At 48.5% G+C, this 16784-nt stretch carries 14 protein-coding genes; 5 read left to right on the forward strand and 9 right to left on the reverse strand.

Features of this window, described 5'->3' with window-relative positions; translation table 11 throughout:
* Positions 1-343: 343 nt before the first annotated feature.
* Both ACFMKP_RS21100 and ACFMKP_RS21105 read right to left on the reverse strand, forming a co-directional pair.
* Positions 344-2758 (reverse strand): 3-hydroxyacyl-CoA dehydrogenase/enoyl-CoA hydratase family protein, encoded by a 2415-nt coding sequence (locus ACFMKP_RS21100; RefSeq protein ID WP_382294816.1) that lies wholly within the window; start codon positions 2756-2758, stop codon positions 344-346.
* A gap of 103 nt (positions 2759-2861) precedes the next feature.
* Positions 2862-3281, reverse strand: coding sequence for a MarR family winged helix-turn-helix transcriptional regulator (locus ACFMKP_RS21105; RefSeq protein WP_054532864.1), 420 nt, complete (start codon positions 3279-3281; stop codon positions 2862-2864).
* Positions 3282-3609: 328 nt separating this feature from the next.
* On the opposite strand from ACFMKP_RS21105, the gene ACFMKP_RS21110 reads away from it, so the two are divergent.
* Genes ACFMKP_RS21110 through ACFMKP_RS21125 form a run of 4 tightly spaced genes read left to right on the forward strand, consistent with a single transcriptional unit; the run spans position 3610 to position 10100 of the window.
* The gene (locus ACFMKP_RS21110) at positions 3610-5010 is read left to right on the forward strand and encodes a Wadjet anti-phage system protein JetA family protein (protein WP_382294818.1); all 1401 of its coding nucleotides are present in this window, start codon (positions 3610-3612) and stop codon (positions 5008-5010) included.
* On the forward strand, positions 5007-5639 hold the full coding sequence (locus tag ACFMKP_RS21115) for a DUF4194 domain-containing protein (protein WP_382294820.1): 633 nt from the start codon (positions 5007-5009) through the stop codon (positions 5637-5639). Before ACFMKP_RS21110 ends, ACFMKP_RS21115 begins: the two co-directional genes overlap by 4 nt.
* On the forward strand, positions 5636-8917 hold the full coding sequence (locus ACFMKP_RS21120; protein WP_382294821.1) for an ATP-binding protein: 3282 nt from the start codon (positions 5636-5638) through the stop codon (positions 8915-8917). The genes ACFMKP_RS21115 and ACFMKP_RS21120 overlap by 4 nt, the downstream gene beginning before the upstream one ends.
* Positions 8895-10100 (forward strand): Wadjet anti-phage system protein JetD domain-containing protein, encoded by a 1206-nt coding sequence (locus ACFMKP_RS21125; RefSeq protein ID WP_382294823.1) that lies wholly within the window; start codon positions 8895-8897, stop codon positions 10098-10100. Before ACFMKP_RS21120 ends, ACFMKP_RS21125 begins: the two co-directional genes overlap by 23 nt.
* 660 nt (positions 10101-10760) lie before the next feature.
* Here ACFMKP_RS21125 and ACFMKP_RS21130 read toward each other — a convergent pair.
* Complete coding sequence (locus ACFMKP_RS21130; RefSeq protein WP_382294825.1) at positions 10761-11732, reverse strand: A/G-specific adenine glycosylase; 972 nt, start codon at positions 11730-11732, stop codon at positions 10761-10763.
* Between the two features lie 143 nt (positions 11733-11875).
* Between ACFMKP_RS21130 and ACFMKP_RS21135 the strand changes: the two genes are divergently transcribed.
* A complete protein-coding gene (locus ACFMKP_RS21135; RefSeq protein WP_382294827.1) occupies positions 11876-12703 on the forward strand; it encodes an alpha/beta fold hydrolase in 828 nt (275 codons plus the stop codon).
* Here ACFMKP_RS21135 and ACFMKP_RS21140 read toward each other — a convergent pair whose 3' ends face one another.
* From ACFMKP_RS21140 to trxA, 6 genes are all read right to left on the reverse strand, one after another.
* Positions 12704-13447 carry a hypothetical protein gene (locus ACFMKP_RS21140; protein WP_382294829.1) on the reverse strand — a complete coding sequence of 248 codons (744 nt, stop codon included), beginning with the start codon at positions 13445-13447 and terminating at the stop codon, positions 12704-12706.
* Between the two features lie 27 nt (positions 13448-13474).
* Positions 13475-13891, reverse strand: coding sequence for a response regulator (locus ACFMKP_RS21145; protein ID WP_204753961.1), 417 nt, complete (start codon positions 13889-13891; stop codon positions 13475-13477).
* A complete protein-coding gene (locus ACFMKP_RS21150; RefSeq protein ID WP_382294831.1) occupies positions 13888-15381 on the reverse strand; it encodes an ATP-binding protein in 1494 nt (497 codons plus the stop codon). Before ACFMKP_RS21150 ends, ACFMKP_RS21145 begins: the two co-directional genes overlap by 4 nt.
* Positions 15382-15494: 113 nt before the next feature.
* A complete protein-coding gene (locus ACFMKP_RS21155) occupies positions 15495-15773 on the reverse strand; it encodes a hypothetical protein (RefSeq protein ID WP_382294833.1) in 279 nt (92 codons plus the stop codon).
* 18 nt (positions 15774-15791) lie between these two features.
* Entirely contained in the window at positions 15792-16385 is a 594-nt protein-coding gene (locus ACFMKP_RS21160) for a glycine/sarcosine/betaine reductase selenoprotein B family protein (protein WP_382294835.1), read from the reverse strand.
* Between the two features lie 44 nt (positions 16386-16429).
* Positions 16430-16771 (reverse strand): thioredoxin, encoded by a 342-nt coding sequence (trxA, locus tag ACFMKP_RS21165; protein ID WP_054532876.1) that lies wholly within the window; start codon positions 16769-16771, stop codon positions 16430-16432.
* Positions 16772-16784: the final 13 nt, after the last annotated feature.

Raw genomic sequence — 16784 nt, forward strand, 5'->3', positions numbered from 1 at the left:
GGCTGGCTTAAAATGGTCGATTGTTAAGATCCCCTCACCCCAACCCCTCTCCCATCCGATGGGCGAGGGGCTTTAACGCCATGGTTTTTGCGCAATTCGTTGGGAAACAAGGGTCGGCTCCTCCTCGCCCGCGTTCAGTGGGAGAGGGGGCTGGCTTAAAATGGTCGATTGTTAAGATCCCCTCACCCCAACCCCTCTCCCATCCGATGGGCGAGGGGCTTTAACACCATGGTTTTTGCGCAATTCGTTGGGAAACAAGGGTCGGCTCCTCCTCGCCCGCGTTCAGTGGGAGAGGGGGCTGGGGGGTGAGGGGATCATTACCGATCCCCAACCCCAACCGTTGCTAATTCCGCAACGGCTTGTTGTTTTGCAACATAAACATGATGCGTTCCATGGTTTTTGGTTCGTGGCACAGCGCCAAGAACACTTCGCGCTCCATGGCCAAGAAATGCTCTTCATCAACCCATTGCGGGCTGCTGAGGTCGCCGCCAGCGATGGCATAGGCTAGTTTGTTGCCAATAAAGGCATCGTATTCGGAAATATAACCGCCTTGTTGCATCATCCACACGCCGACGCGCATTGCGGCCAAGCCATCGCGGCCAGCGGCATAGAGCTTTTCGCGGGCTGGTGGGGTAAAGCCAGCAGCAGCCAAATCAAGCACAAATTGCTTAGCGCGACCAAGCAACTCATCGCCGTTCATAACGATTCGATCGGCTTCGGTAACAAAGCCTTGATCGCGGGCTTCGAAGGCGCTAGTGCCAACTTTGGCCATGCCGATTTGCTCGAACACTCGTTGCAGATAGGGCGTTGGGTCGCTTTCGGGAGCCAATTTGATTGCAGGAGAGATGACGCGACGCACAAATTCTTTGACCCCGCCAGCCCCAGGAATCAAGCCAACCCCAACTTCGACCAAGCCCATGTAGGTTTCGGCGGCGATACACATGCGCGAGCCGTGCATCGAAACTTCAGCGCCACCACCAAGCACCCGTCCGAATGGCGCGGTCACAATTGGCTTGGGAGAGAAGCGCATGCCTTGCATCAGGTCGTGCGAGGTTTTCAGCATTTGCTCAAGCTGATCAAATTGATCGTTTTGAGCAGCCATCATCAGCATAAAGATGTTGGCCCCGATGCAGAAATCTGAGCCTTGGTTGCCAACGACCATGCCCGTCCAACGCTCGTCTTTGAGCAATTCCAAGGCTTTGAAGCCCATTTCAGTGATTTCGCTATCCAGCGCGTTCATCTTGGAATGGAATTCAAAGCACAATACGCCATCGCCCAAATCGATTAAGCTAGCTGAATCGTTGCGGGCGACTTCTTTGCCAGCGTTGCGCAATTCATCAAGGTCAAGCTTCAAGTCGGAGCTTGGCACGGCTTCATATTCGCCAGTGACTGGGCTGTATGCTTGTTTGGTTCCATCAACCGTTTGATAGAACGAGCTATGGCCTTTTTCAAGCAATGCAAGCACCCAATCAGCCACATGAATATCGCGTTCTTGCATCAGCTTCACGCCATCGGCGAGGCCAATTGCATCCCACATTTCAAATGGCCCCATCTCTTTGGCAAAGCCCCAGCGCAAGGCATTATCAACATCGTAGAGATGGTCGCTAATTTCTGGCACGCGGCGCGCAGCATAGGCCAATGATGGCAGCAAGGTGTCGGCAATCAACTTACCACCACGATCTTGGCTTTGATTGACCAAGAAGCGCAAGCGGGCAGCCAAATTGCCTTGTTTTTTGGCTTGCTTGATGATTGGCAAATCAACTTCACGCGGGGCACGATGCTCGCCAGTTTCCCAATCGAGCACCCAAAATTCCTTGCCATTCGCACCTTTGACGGTTTTATAGAAGCCTTGGCCAGATTTTTGGCCGAGCCAGCCACGTTCCATCAAGCCTTGAACCGGAGCCGGAGCCAGCAACGCATCACGTGATTCATCATCGGGCACGAGATTGTAGAGGTTGTGGGCAACCCCAACCATCACATCGATCCCGACCAAATCGCCAAGCCGGAAGGTTCCCGATTTGGGATTGCCAATCAAGGTGCCGGTTAAGGCATCGACTTCTTCGATTGTGTAGCCGTTATCGACGATATATTTCATGGCATATGCGCCACCGAAGGTGCCGATGCGGTTGGCGATAAAGTTAGGCGTATCTTTGGCGATAACCACGCCTTTGCCCAAGCGTTCTTGGCCAAAGCTGCGAATATAGTCAATAATCGCTTGATCGGTATCAGGAGTTGGAATCACTTCGAGCAATTTGAGGTAGCGGGGTGGGTTGAAGAAGTGAGTTCCAAGGAAGTGCTTTTTGAAATCGTCCGAGCGGCCTTCAGCAATTTTGTGAATCGGAATCCCGCTGGTATTTGATGAAATAATACTGCCAGCTTTGCGAATTTCGTCGATGCGGGCCATGAGCTGCTGCTTGGGTTCGAGTTTTTCAACGATAACTTCAATTACCCAATCGGCTTCGCTGATTACGGCAAAATCATCTTCGAGATTGCCAAGTTGTACCAACTCGCCAGCTTTTTTATTCATCAGCGCGGCGGGGCTGCTCTTGACCACCCGATCCCAGCCAGTTTGCACAACCCGATTGCGCACGGCTTTGCTTTGCAACGAAAGCCCTTTGGCCTCTTCTTCGGGCGTTAAGCTGTTTGGCACAATATCCAACAACACGGTGCGAACGCCAGCATTGGCCAGATGGGCTGCGATGCCACCACCCATAGTGCCTGAGCCAATTACTACTGCCCGTTGAATGCGGTACGTCATTGAACCACCTTTCTTTCTGGTTGGAAGCGATTTAATAAACGATCAACTGTAATCAGCGAGGTTTTGCAGCTCTTTGGGGCTGATTCCAGGGTTGGAAAAACAATTAAAGTTCGATTCGGGCAACCTTACGCAATCCATCGGTCAACAAATCGACCAACGGATCGCCCAATTGCTGGCGCATAGCGTTTTCGACCGCATCGCCACGTTGGCGAGCATCGGGCAAACGCTCCAAACCACTGCTGGTTAATTGGATGCGAGTTGTGCGCCGATCGTTGGGGTCGGGCATGCGTTCGAGCCAGCCATCGCGCTCAAGGCGGTCGATGATTGGCGTTAGGGTTGAATTATCGAGATAAGTGCGGCTGGAAAGTTCGCCCATGGTTGGAGCTTCATCGGGCTTCATGGCTACGAGAACGAAGTATTGGGCGGTGGTCAGCCCCAAGGGAGCCAACACCCGATTGTAGTGGCTGATCAATTGGCGGGCTACGCGCCCAACTTGAAAACACAAATGATAGTGCGCTTCCACAATGCTACGTCCTTGTAAGCTTGATGAAGAACAGCGAATCGATTAATTTTTAACGACGAAGGACACGAAGCGCACGAATGAGTTCTCAAATCATTATTTGTGCATTGCCCCTAATGTTTATTCCTGACTCCTAGCCCCTGACATCTGATCCCTTGTGGGCAAATAGTCCGTACACAAACTAACTATACGCAGTGCGTTATGCTTTGTCAAGATTGAGAATTTTGCTACGAAGTGGCTGCTTGCGAGAGTGGGGAAAGCTTGTTATGATTAGTTAATCCTCACTTGGTCATGGATTCACCATGCATCCGCCAAAGAAATGCGTGCTACCATGAGTTTGTTCGAGACCATTCCTGCCAATCTTTTTCGCCCACTCGCTAGCCCTGGGGCTGCAATTTATACCCAAGTGTTGCTAGCGCTGTTTGCCGCCACCAAACAACAATCGCAACCGCTTAGCCGTGAACGAGCATTAAGCCTCGTCGAACAACAATTAGAGCAACCGAACGCTGAAGTGCTGACTAGCGATGCCCACGAAGAAGAATCGGAGCTTGAGCAAAATAATCATGCTTCGGCGATTTTGCGCTCGCTGCGGGCTTGGGGTTGGCTGCGCTTCGAGCAACAAAGCGATTATTCCTCGGCGATTATTTTGCCCGATTATGCCTTTCGGCTGTTGCAACTCTTTGAAGACCTTGCAACCAAACAGCGCCAACATTTGCGTGGCATGATTTGTGGCATTCACGATGTGCTCGAAAAAGCCTGCACTGGCGATGCGCCGCACGATCGGCTTTCGAATGCCTATGACCAAACGCTTTTTCTGACTCAAGCGCTCAAAGAATTGCAACACAATATTGGTTTGCACATTCAAACTGTGCTCAAAACCCTCAAAACCAAAGATGTGCTTGAACATGTGTTTGGCAGCTATCGCAAAGATATTGTCGATCAAGCCTATCATCAGTTGCGCACCTCCGACCACCTTTCGCGCTATCGGCCTGCAATTTTACAATTTTTGCACAAAATCGAGCGCACGAATCTCATCGATCTATCGGCGCAGCATTTGGTTAGTCGCGGCGAGGCTGCTAGTTTTGAACTAGCCTACAATCGATTAAGCGAGCAAATTGAAACAATTCGTAGTCATTTTGAGCAACTTGATCAATTAATTAGGGTAATTGATCTTCGTCATAGCCAATTTGTTGATTCGGCAGTGCGCAATATCGAATTATTTCTCAGTGCTAGCACCAGCACCAGCGGCCAACTCCACAGTATTTTGAGCCAGATCTTACCTAATCCTGAAGCCTATGCCCAAGCCAGCCCAGAAATTAGCGAACTATTGAATATTTACGAGGTTCAACTAACCGATCAGCAATCGTTAACTGCGCCAACGCGCGCGGCTGTCCCTTTTGAAAGTCAGGCTGATAGCTATATACCAATTAGCGAGGCAGACATTGAACAAGCACAGGCCGCTACCTTGCGCCAATTGCGCCGTTCGATCAGCCGCGATCGAGTGCGCCGTTATGCCTTACAACTGTTGGGCGATGCCGAGCAACGGCGTGGCTCAGAGATTGAGCTTGAAAGTATTGACGATTTATCATTAATTATCTATTTGCGCTCATATGGTGATGGCTCGCTGGGCTATAAAATTGAGCCAATTGATGATGGTGTGTGGGTTGAGCACGATGGCGTGGGCTTTCGCGATTTTTTGGTGCGGCGGGTTTCAACGGAGCAACCAGCATGAGTTTAGTTAATTTTGCTGAAGAATATAGCCAACTTTCATCAACCGAACAGCAATTATTTGCCGATAGTGTGCGGCGTTTGCTCAGCGATGGTCTGATTTGGCGTGAAGATGAGCAGGATCGGCGGATTTTTGCTTGGTTAGTGCGCCGCATCGATTTGGTGCGTGATTATTTAGCGGTCGCAGGCTGGGAACTGCATTACGCTGAAAATTTACATATTTTTCATGTCTTTCATCGTGATGGCAGCCATCGCCGCCGCTTTGATAAAGAGGAAACCCTCTGGTTGCTCTTATTGCGCTTGATCTACGCTGAACAATATGAATCCCTTAATCCGAGTTTGACGCGCTATCCTACTACGACGGTAAGTGATCTCTATACCCGTTATAGTGAGTTTTTCCCCAATCGAGCTATTCGTAAAAAAGGCGTTTTCGATAGCGCTTTACGTCTATTCAATGGACTTAAATTAATTCGTGCCCCGCAAAGTACGGTGCTGAGAGCCAATGATCCTGAGACAGTGATTGAATTATTGCCAGCCCTTGAGGTGATTGTTCCTGCTAGCGGCATCGCCGCTTTGGCCGAACGCCTAGCCGAATATCAACGCCCGAGCAGTTCAGACGAGGAGCAAGCATGATTAAGCTGAGTCGAATTTTTTTGTATCATTGGCATCGCTTCGATCGGCATGTCTTAGATGTGCAGGATAGTTTGTATTTGGCTGGCCATAATGGCTCTGGAAAATCATCAATCCTTGATGCGTTGCAACTTGTGCTCGTGGCCGATTTGGGGCGAGTACGGTTTAACAGCGCCGCCCAAGATCGCTCGCAGCGTTCGCTCGATAGCTATGTGCGCGGCAAAATTGGCGAGCAACATTGGCTGCGGCCTGGCAATACGATTGGCTATGTGGTGCTAGAGTGGACTGACGATCTGAAGCATCAAGCCTTTATCAGCGGGGTTTGTATCGAAGCCCGGCCCATCAACCAGAGTCTTGAAAGAACTTTTTTTATTGCTGATGGTCAGCTTAATCCTGACCTGTTTGTTAATCAGGGCAAAGAAACTACCCGCAGCGAACTTAAGAAATTGGCCCGCAATCGATCAAGTTTTACTTGTTTCGAGCAAATCGGCGAATATCAGGCGGAGCTGCTGAATCGACTTGGGGGCCTCAATCAGCGCTTTTTCGATTTATTTCTGCGCGCCCTGACCTTCCAGCCAATTCGTAATATTCGTGAGTTTGTTGAACAATGGTTGTTGGAGCCGAATTCGCTTGATGTGAATACCTTGCAAAATGTTGTTGAACGACTTCGCGATTTGGAACGTAAAGCCAAACAAGTCGAAGATCAATTAAAAAGCCTCAATGCAATTATCAAAACCCAAGATGAAGCGAAACGATTTCGTGATTTGCAAGGGAAATTTGAAATTCTAGCGGCGCATTACAACGTTGCGGCAATTCAACAACAGATTAATCAACACCAACAACGATTAATCGATACCCGCCGTGATTACGAATTGAATCAGACTGATTTAGAACAACAACTTGGTTTGCAACAAAATGCCCAAGCTGCCTTAGTTGAGGCTCAAGTTCAATTAAGTCAATCGGATGTTATACGGCGTAAACAACAACTTGCCAACGAAATTCAGCAATTGCAGCAACAAATTCAAAAAATTAACCAACGCTGGCGGCAGCTCCAAGCAAAATTGACCCAAATTGCTCAATTATTGAATACCTTACCAGCAATTGCTGAGCAAGATTTAGTTAATCTATTGCAGCAGCCTGAGCATATTCCCCAAGCGCAGCAAATTGTTCCTTTACTCCAGCAACAAAACGTGGCTACCGGATCTGCTTTAAAACTGCAAATCCAAGCGCTGACGAGAACTGATGATACGATTGCGCGCTTAGTTGAACAAGAAAGCAGCTTAAAAAAGGAAATTGCGAGCCTTGAACAATCAAATCGCCAAAATCATTATCCACAAAATGTGGAAAATGTGCGTAACTACTTAAAACAAGAATTAAAGATTGAACTGTTTTTGCTTTGTGAGCTTTTAGAAATTCCTGATCAACATTGGCAAGATGCTGTTGAAGCAATGCTTGGTCAGCGCCGATTCAATATTATTGTTGAACCTAAATATTATAGTCAAGCACTCGATTTGCTTGATCAGTTACGTGATAAACAACGCCTCTATGATGTGGGCTTGGTTGATTTGCAGCAAGCAAGCGCCGAAACTCGCCCAGCAAGACCATTATCATTGGCAACGAAAGTTAAAGCCAAAACAGGTTTAATTGATAAATATATTGCAGCGATTTTAGGCGATATTATCACGTGCGAACGTGTTCAAGATTTGCGCCAACATCGGCGAGCAATTACCGCTGAAGTGATGGTGTATCAAGAATGGACGGCTCGTTCAATCGATCCGCGCAAATTTCGGCCTTGGTTTATCGGCGAACGCGCACAACGCTCGCAAATCGAAAGTCGCCGCCAGCAATTAACCGAAATCCAAGCAGAGTTAGCGATATTACGTCCTGAACAACAACGTCAACGTCAATATTCTGAGCAACTTGAAAAATTACAACAAATCTTATTAGGCTTAGATTCATATTTTGCGGAAGAACTTGATGCGAGTGAATTACAACGAACGCTTGTAGAATTACAACAAGATCACGATAGCATTGATACCAGCGGCGTAGCTGCCCTTGAAGCAGAAGTTAAACGTTTGCAAATAATGTATGATGAATATTCTAAAAATATTAGCCGCTTTAATGAGCTAAATGGTGCTTTTAAAACTAAAATCAACCAACTTGAACAACAAATTCAACAAGATAACCATCAATTATTGAATGCTCAAAGCCTGTTTGATCATACGCAGCAGCAGTATCCCAACCAAATTGAGGATGCAAGCGCCGATTTTCAGCGTGAAAATACTGAAGCTGCGCAATTTAGCCGTTTGCAAGAAACCGCTGAGCAACAGAGTCGCGGCTATCATACGCGCTTCAATAATCGCCAAGAAGCTTTGCGTGAACAAGTTCTACTCTATAATCGCGATTTTGGGGCGCGTGAGCTGGCCGTTATTGAGCAAACGAGCTTCCAAACCAGAAAAGCTGAATTAGAAGCTACAGATTTGCCCAATTTCGGGCAGAAAATTGCTGAAGCAAAACACGAAACTGAAACAGAGCTACGTGAACATGTTTTACACAAGTTACGCGAAAATATTGGCCGCGCTAAAGCTGAACTTGATCGGATTAACGATGCTTTACAAGGCTTAGATTTTAATGGCCAGCGTTATCATTTTCGCTATGAAGTTGCCGATTCACTCCGTGATTTTTATCAACTAATCGAGCAATCAGCCAATGTGACCAGTGAAATTATTCAAGATAGTGACTTTTATCAACAACATAAGGCGACCTTTGATCGCTTTTTCCAATTGTTGATTCAGCCTGGATTAACCGACCAAGAAAAGCTTGAACAAGCTCAAATTACCGATTATCGACGCTATTTAAGCTACGATATTGATGTAATTGATCGTGATGGTACACGCTCTCGTTTGAGCAAGATTATGGGTCAAACTTCAGGTGGCGAAACTCAAACGCCATTTTATGTGACGATTGCAGCATCGTTTGTGCAACTGTATAAAATTAGCGAACGCAGCAAACGCTCAACCATCAGAATTGTGGCCTTCGACGAGGCATTTTCAAAAATGGATCAAGATCGGATTGGCTCGACCCTCGATCTCTTCCATCATTTTGGCTTGCAGATTATCACTGCTACACCGATTGAACGCTGCGAATATCTGGTGCCAAAAATGTGCACAACCTTGGTTTTAACGAGCTTGAAAGATCAGCAACAGCGAGTTTTGGTTGAGCCATATCGTAATTATGCAGCACGTCTAGAGGCGCTGAATGCTGAATCTGAACAAAACTAGCACTGCTATTTTGCAGCAATTGCTTGACCAACATGAGCAACGCGATCGTCAGCGGGTTAATCGTGTCCAAATTAAATCAGCTAAATTTCAGCGCTATTTTGACCCTAAGCAGGTTGATGAACGCCAACAAACCAATAGTTGTTTGCTTGAATTGGCGCGAACGCAGGTCATTAAACTCCATTGGCGCAAATGGGAAGAGCATAATTGGCTTGAAGCTGTCGATTTGCTTGAGGCTGTGCCGCTTTATCATTTATTGAAGCGTCAGCCTTTGGCCGAGCAAGAGCAGGCGTTGCGCGCATTGTTGGCCGAGTATGTGAACCCACAGGCTTGGTTTGCTGAGTGGTTGATGTGGCTCGAACAGCAATTAATTCAACAACGCTCAATCCAACCGCTTGATATAACCAACCCTGCTTGGAATCGCGATCTGCTACGGGCAGTTTATGGGCTAACTCAATTAGAAACGCCAATGCTAGAACGCTTATTTAGTGTTCGTTGGCTTCGCCAGAGCAAACGATTTAGCGAGCTAGAAGGCGCAGTTTTGCGAATTTTGCGCCAATTTGCGCCCCAAGCTAAGCAGTTTGGCGATGACGACCGCGCTTTGTTACAAGCATTTGGGCTGGAAAAAGTACCAGAATATGTGTTAATTGCTGGTGATGTGCGGTTGAGTTTGAATCAAAAAATCCTCGAATTGGGTAATTTTCGACCAAGTTTGGGCTTGCCTAGCTCAATTTTACGCCAAGCTACGGTGCTCGATTCAAGCTGTAGCGAAATTATTACAATCGAAAATTTAACGAGTTTTCACAGTATGCTTGTCCGTCAGCCCCAAGCGATGCTGATCTATACAGGTGGCTTTGCGAGCCCAAGTCTTTGCCAATTTCTGGTCAAGTTAGCAACCGCATTGCCAAGCGTCGGTTGGTATCATTGGGGTGATTACGACGTAGGTGGCTTGCGCATCTTGGCCCATTTACGCCAACACATTGCGCAAATTCGGTTATGGCAACCTGAGCCAACTATTTTTGAACGGATGCCCAATGCGAGCCAACCATTAAATCAAAAAGAACGCCAAAACCTCACTGAACTCCAAAAACACCCGTTGCTTGCCGATTGCCAAGCCTTGATTGCTGCAATGCTGGCCCAGAATGTAAAACTTGAACAAGAGCAACTTGATCTTTTAGGCGGCTAAAAATCCTTTGCCCAGCGAGGGGGACGCTGGGCAAAGGTGCGGCGGAAGGAGGTGTCTACACCGTTGCTGGCTTAGCAGGCGGCGCGGTGGAATTTGCGCCATCCATGGGGTGCCAAGTCACGGCAACAGTCAACGATCAAGGCCAGAACGTCCGGCACCATATTGGCCAATAGCACCACGATAGCGATCGTGGAAAGGAGGGCCTTGGCCGCAGACCGGCAATCAGAGAATCCTAGCTCAACAAGCTACCAAGCTTGGTAGCAACAGTGCTGCAAATATCAAGCTCTCGTGTCAACCGAATGAGTATCCCAGCTTCAGGTTTGCGAACCAGTTGAGCGCTGGTTGATACTCGGTTCAGGCATTGCGACGGCTAACCCTCAAGCTTTGTTGTTGATTCAGGTGGTTGGAATGGCCTAGCATTAACCACTGGATGAATCGAGCCAACGGCGATATTTGGACGCTGCTTGCCTTCGGATGAAGGCTTTGCTGAAACTAGGCTGTGAAGCGTCGCATCTTCGTTGAGCAGAATTGCTCTGACGATTGTGTCCAGCAGTGATGGTGCTTCACGTGGCCTCGTTTGTTTATGGGTTTAGGATACTCCTGCTTAGCCATAATCACTGAAATACTTTCGCAACGTATCGTAGCGACTCCTTCACCTGCTTAGGCTGGCAGTCGCACGCTCCAACCCGCTAAATCATGCTCAGGCTGGTGTTGCCAAATTAACAAGCCATCTTGGGCTAGGCCACTCACCAACTTGGCGAGCCAGGTAAGATCAGCCTCGTTGCCCATCCAATCTGGCTTTACTTGCGGCCCTAAACGTGCCAAATCGAGGCTTTGTTGTGCTTCAAGCGCCCGCAGTGCATCGATAATTCGCCCACGAAAATAGCGGTTGGAGCTATGAAACGGTTGCTCTGCAGCCTTTTTGCGGGGCTTGATGACTGGCGGTTGCCACATATCGAGCTGGGTATTGGCCTCGCGCCAGATCGCATAAGCCCGACAATGCTGATTGAGCGGGCAGCGCCAACATTGGGGCTTGGCTGCGGTGCAAATCAAGGCCCCCAACTCCATAATTGCTTGGTTCCAAGCCCAACCTTGGCCTGGCGGAATCAATTGTTTGGCATAATCAATCAATGTTTGTTCGTTGGTCTCAGGCGCTGCATCTTCGGGGCCAACCAACAAGCGCCGCACGACGCGCCGAATATTGGTATCAAGAAACGCCACATCACGCTCGAAGGCAAAACATGCCACCGCCCCCGAGGTGTAAGCGCCGATGCCTGGCAAATTGCGCAAGCCCTCGGGCGTATCGGGGAAGCCAGCAGGCTCGGTGGGATAGCCAGCAGCAACAATCGCTTGGGCTGCACGTTGCAAATTAACCGCCCGCCGATTGTAGCCCAAGCCTTGCCACGAACGAATGACATCGGCGGTTGAGGCGCTAGCCAAGGCTTCGACGGTAGGAAACAACGCCAAAAAAGCCTCATATTTGGGAATAACCCGATCAACTTGGGTTTGTTGAAGCATCGTTTCCGACACCAAAATATAGTAGGGGTTGCGGGTGCGTCGCCACGGTAAATCGCGTCCATTGGCCTGAAACCACGCCAACAGATCGCTTTGTAATGCGCTTGTCTCGTTCATAGCTCTTTCTGTTCTAAAATGTTCTAGCTTGATCGTACCATAAACTCAGCAAATTGGTTGAAATATCAGTCTTTTGGCGCTAGAAAACGAACAATTGTGCGGCTATACTAAACTTAATATTGATTGTATGTGGAGGACTCTTGATGAGTCAGACGCTTGAAACAGGCTATGTCGCTGTTGATGGTGGTGAATTGTATTATGAAGCGGTGGGCAGTGGCTTGCCGTTGGTTTTTATCCACGCTGGGGTGGCCGATTCGCGTATGTGGGATGCGCAAGTTGCCCATTTTTCGCCCAAATATCGAGTGATTCGCTATGATACCCGTGGCTTTGGCCGCTCGAAAACCGAAGCCGTCAGTTTTTCCAATCGCCAAGATCTGTTGGCTGTGCTTGATCATTGTAAGGTTGATCAGGCGATTTTGATTGGCAATTCACGCGGTGGCAGTATCGCGATTGATTCAACTTTGAGCTTTCCCGATCGGGTCAAGGGCTTAGTGGTGCTTGGCTCCGGCTTGGGCGGCTTTGGCTCAGAAGAAATTCCTCCCGATTTGGTGGAGCCAATTGGCAAAATGCAAGCTGCCCAAGAAGCCAAAGATTGGGCCTTATTAGCTGAATTAGAAGCCCGCTTTTGGGCCGATGGGCCAAATCAGCCAGCGGGTCGCGCCGATAATGCTGTCTATGAAGCTGTGCGATCAATGACCTACGAAAATTTTATTAATCAACCAGTCGAGGCTGATGCCCAACCATTAGATCCGCCAGCAATTGGTCGATTGGCCGAAATTCAAGTGCCATTGTTGATTTTTATTGGCTTACTTGATGAAGCAGATTGTGTTGAAGCAGCGAAATATCTGGCCGAGCATGTGACCAATGCCCAATATGTGGCCTTCCCCGATGTGGCGCATATGGTCAGCCTCGAAAAGCCCCAAGAATTCAATCGGATTATTGACGAATTTATCGATCGTAATCACTTGTAATTAATGAATTGGCCCAGCCCGACCACTTAATAAGGGTTGGGCCAATGTATCATCAAGCATGGCGATTGCGCGGTGCAGATGTTGTCGTCGCTTGGTGGTTTGATATAAAATCCAGCCAGCCCCAGCAAAAAAGAGCGCTGCCAGCATATTCGTGGTCAAAACCATCGAAACCATGAGTTCAGATGGCGCACTGAAACTATGGGCAATAATGTTCATGCTGCTAATCATCGTCAAATAAGCAGTTGAGAACAGAACGACCGTGCGCAAGCGTTGCCAGCGGGCTTGGCGAATGCATAAACCAATCACAATAAACGTAGCAATGCTGGTGAAGCTCAGCAGCAAAATAAATTTGCTTGGGCCTGCTTGGCGGCCAAGCATTAATGCAGTAAAGCCTTGAATCCCAACAATTGTGAGGATTGGCGCTAGCCAAATTTGGGCTGAACGCCGTAGTTGCAAGGCTTGCTGGCCATGCCAAAGCGCGTAGGCCAAACACACAAAACCTGGGGTTAAAAATTGAAACAGATCAATCGACCAACCAAACAGACTTTGCCCAGAGCTTAATTTGCTGAAACGGTTGAACGACGATAATGCGCCGCCAATGGTGATCATCAGTGCGCCAAGCCCCGCCAAATAACCACTTTCCTCATCCATTAAGCCGATCATGCTGGTGATCCACCACAACGCGGCTGAAGTTAATAAAAAGGTAAGTAAATCGCCTGCGGCGAGCATCCAAATTGTTTGCATAAAATGGCCTCCTGATTATTGGGTTGGCTAGCGTGGTTCCCAAACCCATTCATCATGGAGAATGCGCCAAATTTGGTTGGGAAAACGATCTTGATTGATAGGAATGCCAATAAAACCATCGAAACCAGCATTCCGCGTTCGTTCTACATCATCGATCATAATATTGGCGGTTAAAGCGACAATTCGCGTGCCAATTAATTTTGGATGCACTCTTAATATAGGCAATTGGGCAAATGCTGCCCGTAAAGGCCGTTTAATATCATACAAAATTAAGTCAAACAAGCCCGATGTCGGTGCATCAAGCATCGTAATTAACGAGCGGCCATCGCGACAACGCACACACGAACGCACGCCAACCTCAGCAAGCAACAGATCTTGCACCACAAAAAACGTATCATCGCGATCTTCAACGACCAGCACATGGGCAAATCTTGGGTCTATCATAGCGCTGTCTGTTTCGTCTGTGGGTCAAAAATCACAACTTCTGGCGTAAGATTTTCGGCAATCGGCAGGGTAAAGCTAAAGCTCGAACCGCTGCCAAATTGGCTTTCAGCCCACATCGTGCCGCCTTGTAATTCTACCAAGTGACGACTAATTGGCAAGCCCAAACCAGTGCCTTGTTGGCGTTGCGCCGAAGCAGCCTGCTCAACTTGGTGAAATTCCTCAAAAACCAAGGGCAACTCGTGAGCAGGAATTCCTGCGCCGGTATCGATCACTGAAATTTGCACCATGCCATCACTTTCGAAGGCACGCAGCGTAATGCCCCCGCTATCGGTAAATTTGGCAGCGTTGGAGAGCAAATTAAGCAGAATCTGGCGTACCCGCACTTTATCGCCGCGTACTGGCGGAATTTCTTCCTCGACATCTGCTTCGAGGTTCAGCCCCTTGCTTTTAGTCAATCCAACCGCAGTGGCCATTACCCCATTGAAAATCGGCTGTAAATCAAGCAATTCGAGCTGCAATTCCATCCGTCCCGCTTCAATTTTCGAAAGGTCTAAGATGTCGTTGATCAACCCAAGCAGATGCTCGCTATTGACCAGTACCCGTTCTTGCAGCTCAATTTGGCGCGCCGTTAGCTCGCCATAGCGTGGTTTGCCCAAAAACTGGGTAAAGTTGATGATTGCATTGAGCGGGGTGCGCAATTCATGCGACATATTGGCCAAGAAGCGGGTTTTCAAGGTGTTGGCTTCGTCGGCAACAGTCCGCGCCACTTCTAGCTCTTTATTCAATACTTGGAGTTGGCTGTTCAAGCGCGATTGCATCTCATATGCGCCTTCAAGCTCCAAGAGCGTGCGGGCTACGCGAGCCTCACTGACTCGCAAGCGTTCGGCGCGACGCTCAGCCAAGCGATGGCTTTCCATGGCCCATTCGACGGTTGCCACTAAGTCGCGGGTGGCGAGCCAACTGGTGAGTGCTGCCAAAACTAAAATCACGATTGGTGGCGTAAATGTGGTAATAAATTGGGTAATCGAGCCATAATGATTGGTAACATTGGTGGCCGAAGCAAAGCCGACAGATAAAAAGATGATGATAACTAAGCAAACTACGGTAAATGGTGCACGTGGCGAATATAAAATCCCAGCCACAATCACCGCAAGCACCAGTGAGTAGGCCATAAATGCGGTTGTGCCAGGCAGTAGAAACAAACTAATGGTTGGCGTGCCGACAATTGAGAAGAAGAATGCACCACGGGCTAAGCGAATTTTGTTGTAGCGCAAGCCCAAAAATGCCACGCCTGTGCCAACCGCAAACAAGGCCCATGGTGGGCCGCTGCGCACATAATTACTTGGGTTGCCAGTAACTTGGGTTAGCAACATGGCAAACCAAAATACCCCAAAGCCCAAGCACAAATAGACCAAAATCGTGAGTGTGTCGATCCGAAACGATAGGAGATTTTCCTGAAGGCTGGCATCAATTTGATCGCGTTCTTCCATCGTGGGGCCACCGTTCAGTTGCATTAATTTAATTAGGTTGCAAAAGCTTGATTATGGCTCAAAATCATACCATGTTTTTGTAATTATTGTGCGTCTGATTGCGCTAAATCAGCCTATTGCGCTTGGGCCAAACCAGCCCAATCTTCACGCTTCCAACGATAGGGCAATTGCACGAATGTGCCCGCTTGGCTGGCATGCATCAAGAGATCCAAACCATGCTTAATCAATAATTGTTGCTGAACGATGTTATGCGGCTCGCCTAACACATGGCCAAAGGGAAACTTGACGCTCAGGCCACGCGGCACGCCAAGCTGTTGGGCGATTTCAGCCAGCAGAAAAAAGCTGACCGTACTAATTCCAGCTGCTTCTAAAACCCGCGCGATCAGTCCCACGGACTGGTTACAAATGCCTCAGGCAGGGGTCAGCACTGCCGCCGTAATTCCAGCAGCGCGTAAATTGCGGGCAACGGTTGGCGCAGTTTGGTTGATTAATGTGTCGATGTGCTCGTCGGTGATATGGCCCATAAAGCTGTAGCATGGCCCAAGGTGCTGAATTGTGCCCTGCGCTGCCAGCTGTTGAAAATGGCTGATTGGCAGCACGATATTCACATCACGATCAGCATCACGATGATCATAATAATCGTGGGTAATCATCAAATCATTGGGCTTAGCACTGGCAGGAATCAAGCGAAAGCTGGGGTCGCCGTGCGGATCGTGCATATCAAACGCTGGATCACTGCGCAGATGCACGCCGCCAGTGGTAATTAAACTAATTCGTTGTTGCGCCAGCGTTCCTCGCAGCGCCGTCCATGGAATCTGGGCCTCAACTGGTTGCACCTCAAAGCGTTTGGCCCAACGCTGGCCAAGCCCAGGCAGCGCCCGATACAACCAAGCCCCAAGTTGATTGAATGCTCGCCGCATTGGCAAACTCCAAGCATCAAAATGCGTAATCGTGCTGTTGGCAGTGTAGCATGGCAAAAATTGTTGGGCAATAAAAAACAGCACCAATCGTTGTGATTGGTACTGTTTTCGCTTACGAGCAAGCCTAATTAGGCTTCGGTTGCTGGGTTAAGAATCGCTTCGATCCGTTCTTGGTAGATCTTCTTGGGGCCTGCGCCAACAATCCGATCGACCTCTTGACCACCTTGGAAGAAGATCAAGGTAGGAATCCCTTGAACCCCAAATTTCATGGCGTTGCCACTATCTTCATCGGTGTTTACCTTGGCAATTAACAATTTGCCTTGGTATTCATCGGCCAATTCTTCGAGCACAGGGGCGATTGAGCGGCAAGGCCCACACCATGGTGCCCAGAAATCAACCAAAACCGGAATATCGGAATTAATCACTGCTGATTCAAATTCGGCATCGCTAACTGCTAATGGCTTGGCCATTGAAAGTCCTCCT

Origin of the sequence: Herpetosiphon sp. NSE202 (assembly GCF_042688385.1) — a bacterium.
Lineage (GTDB): Bacteria > Chloroflexota > Chloroflexia > Chloroflexales > Herpetosiphonaceae > Herpetosiphon.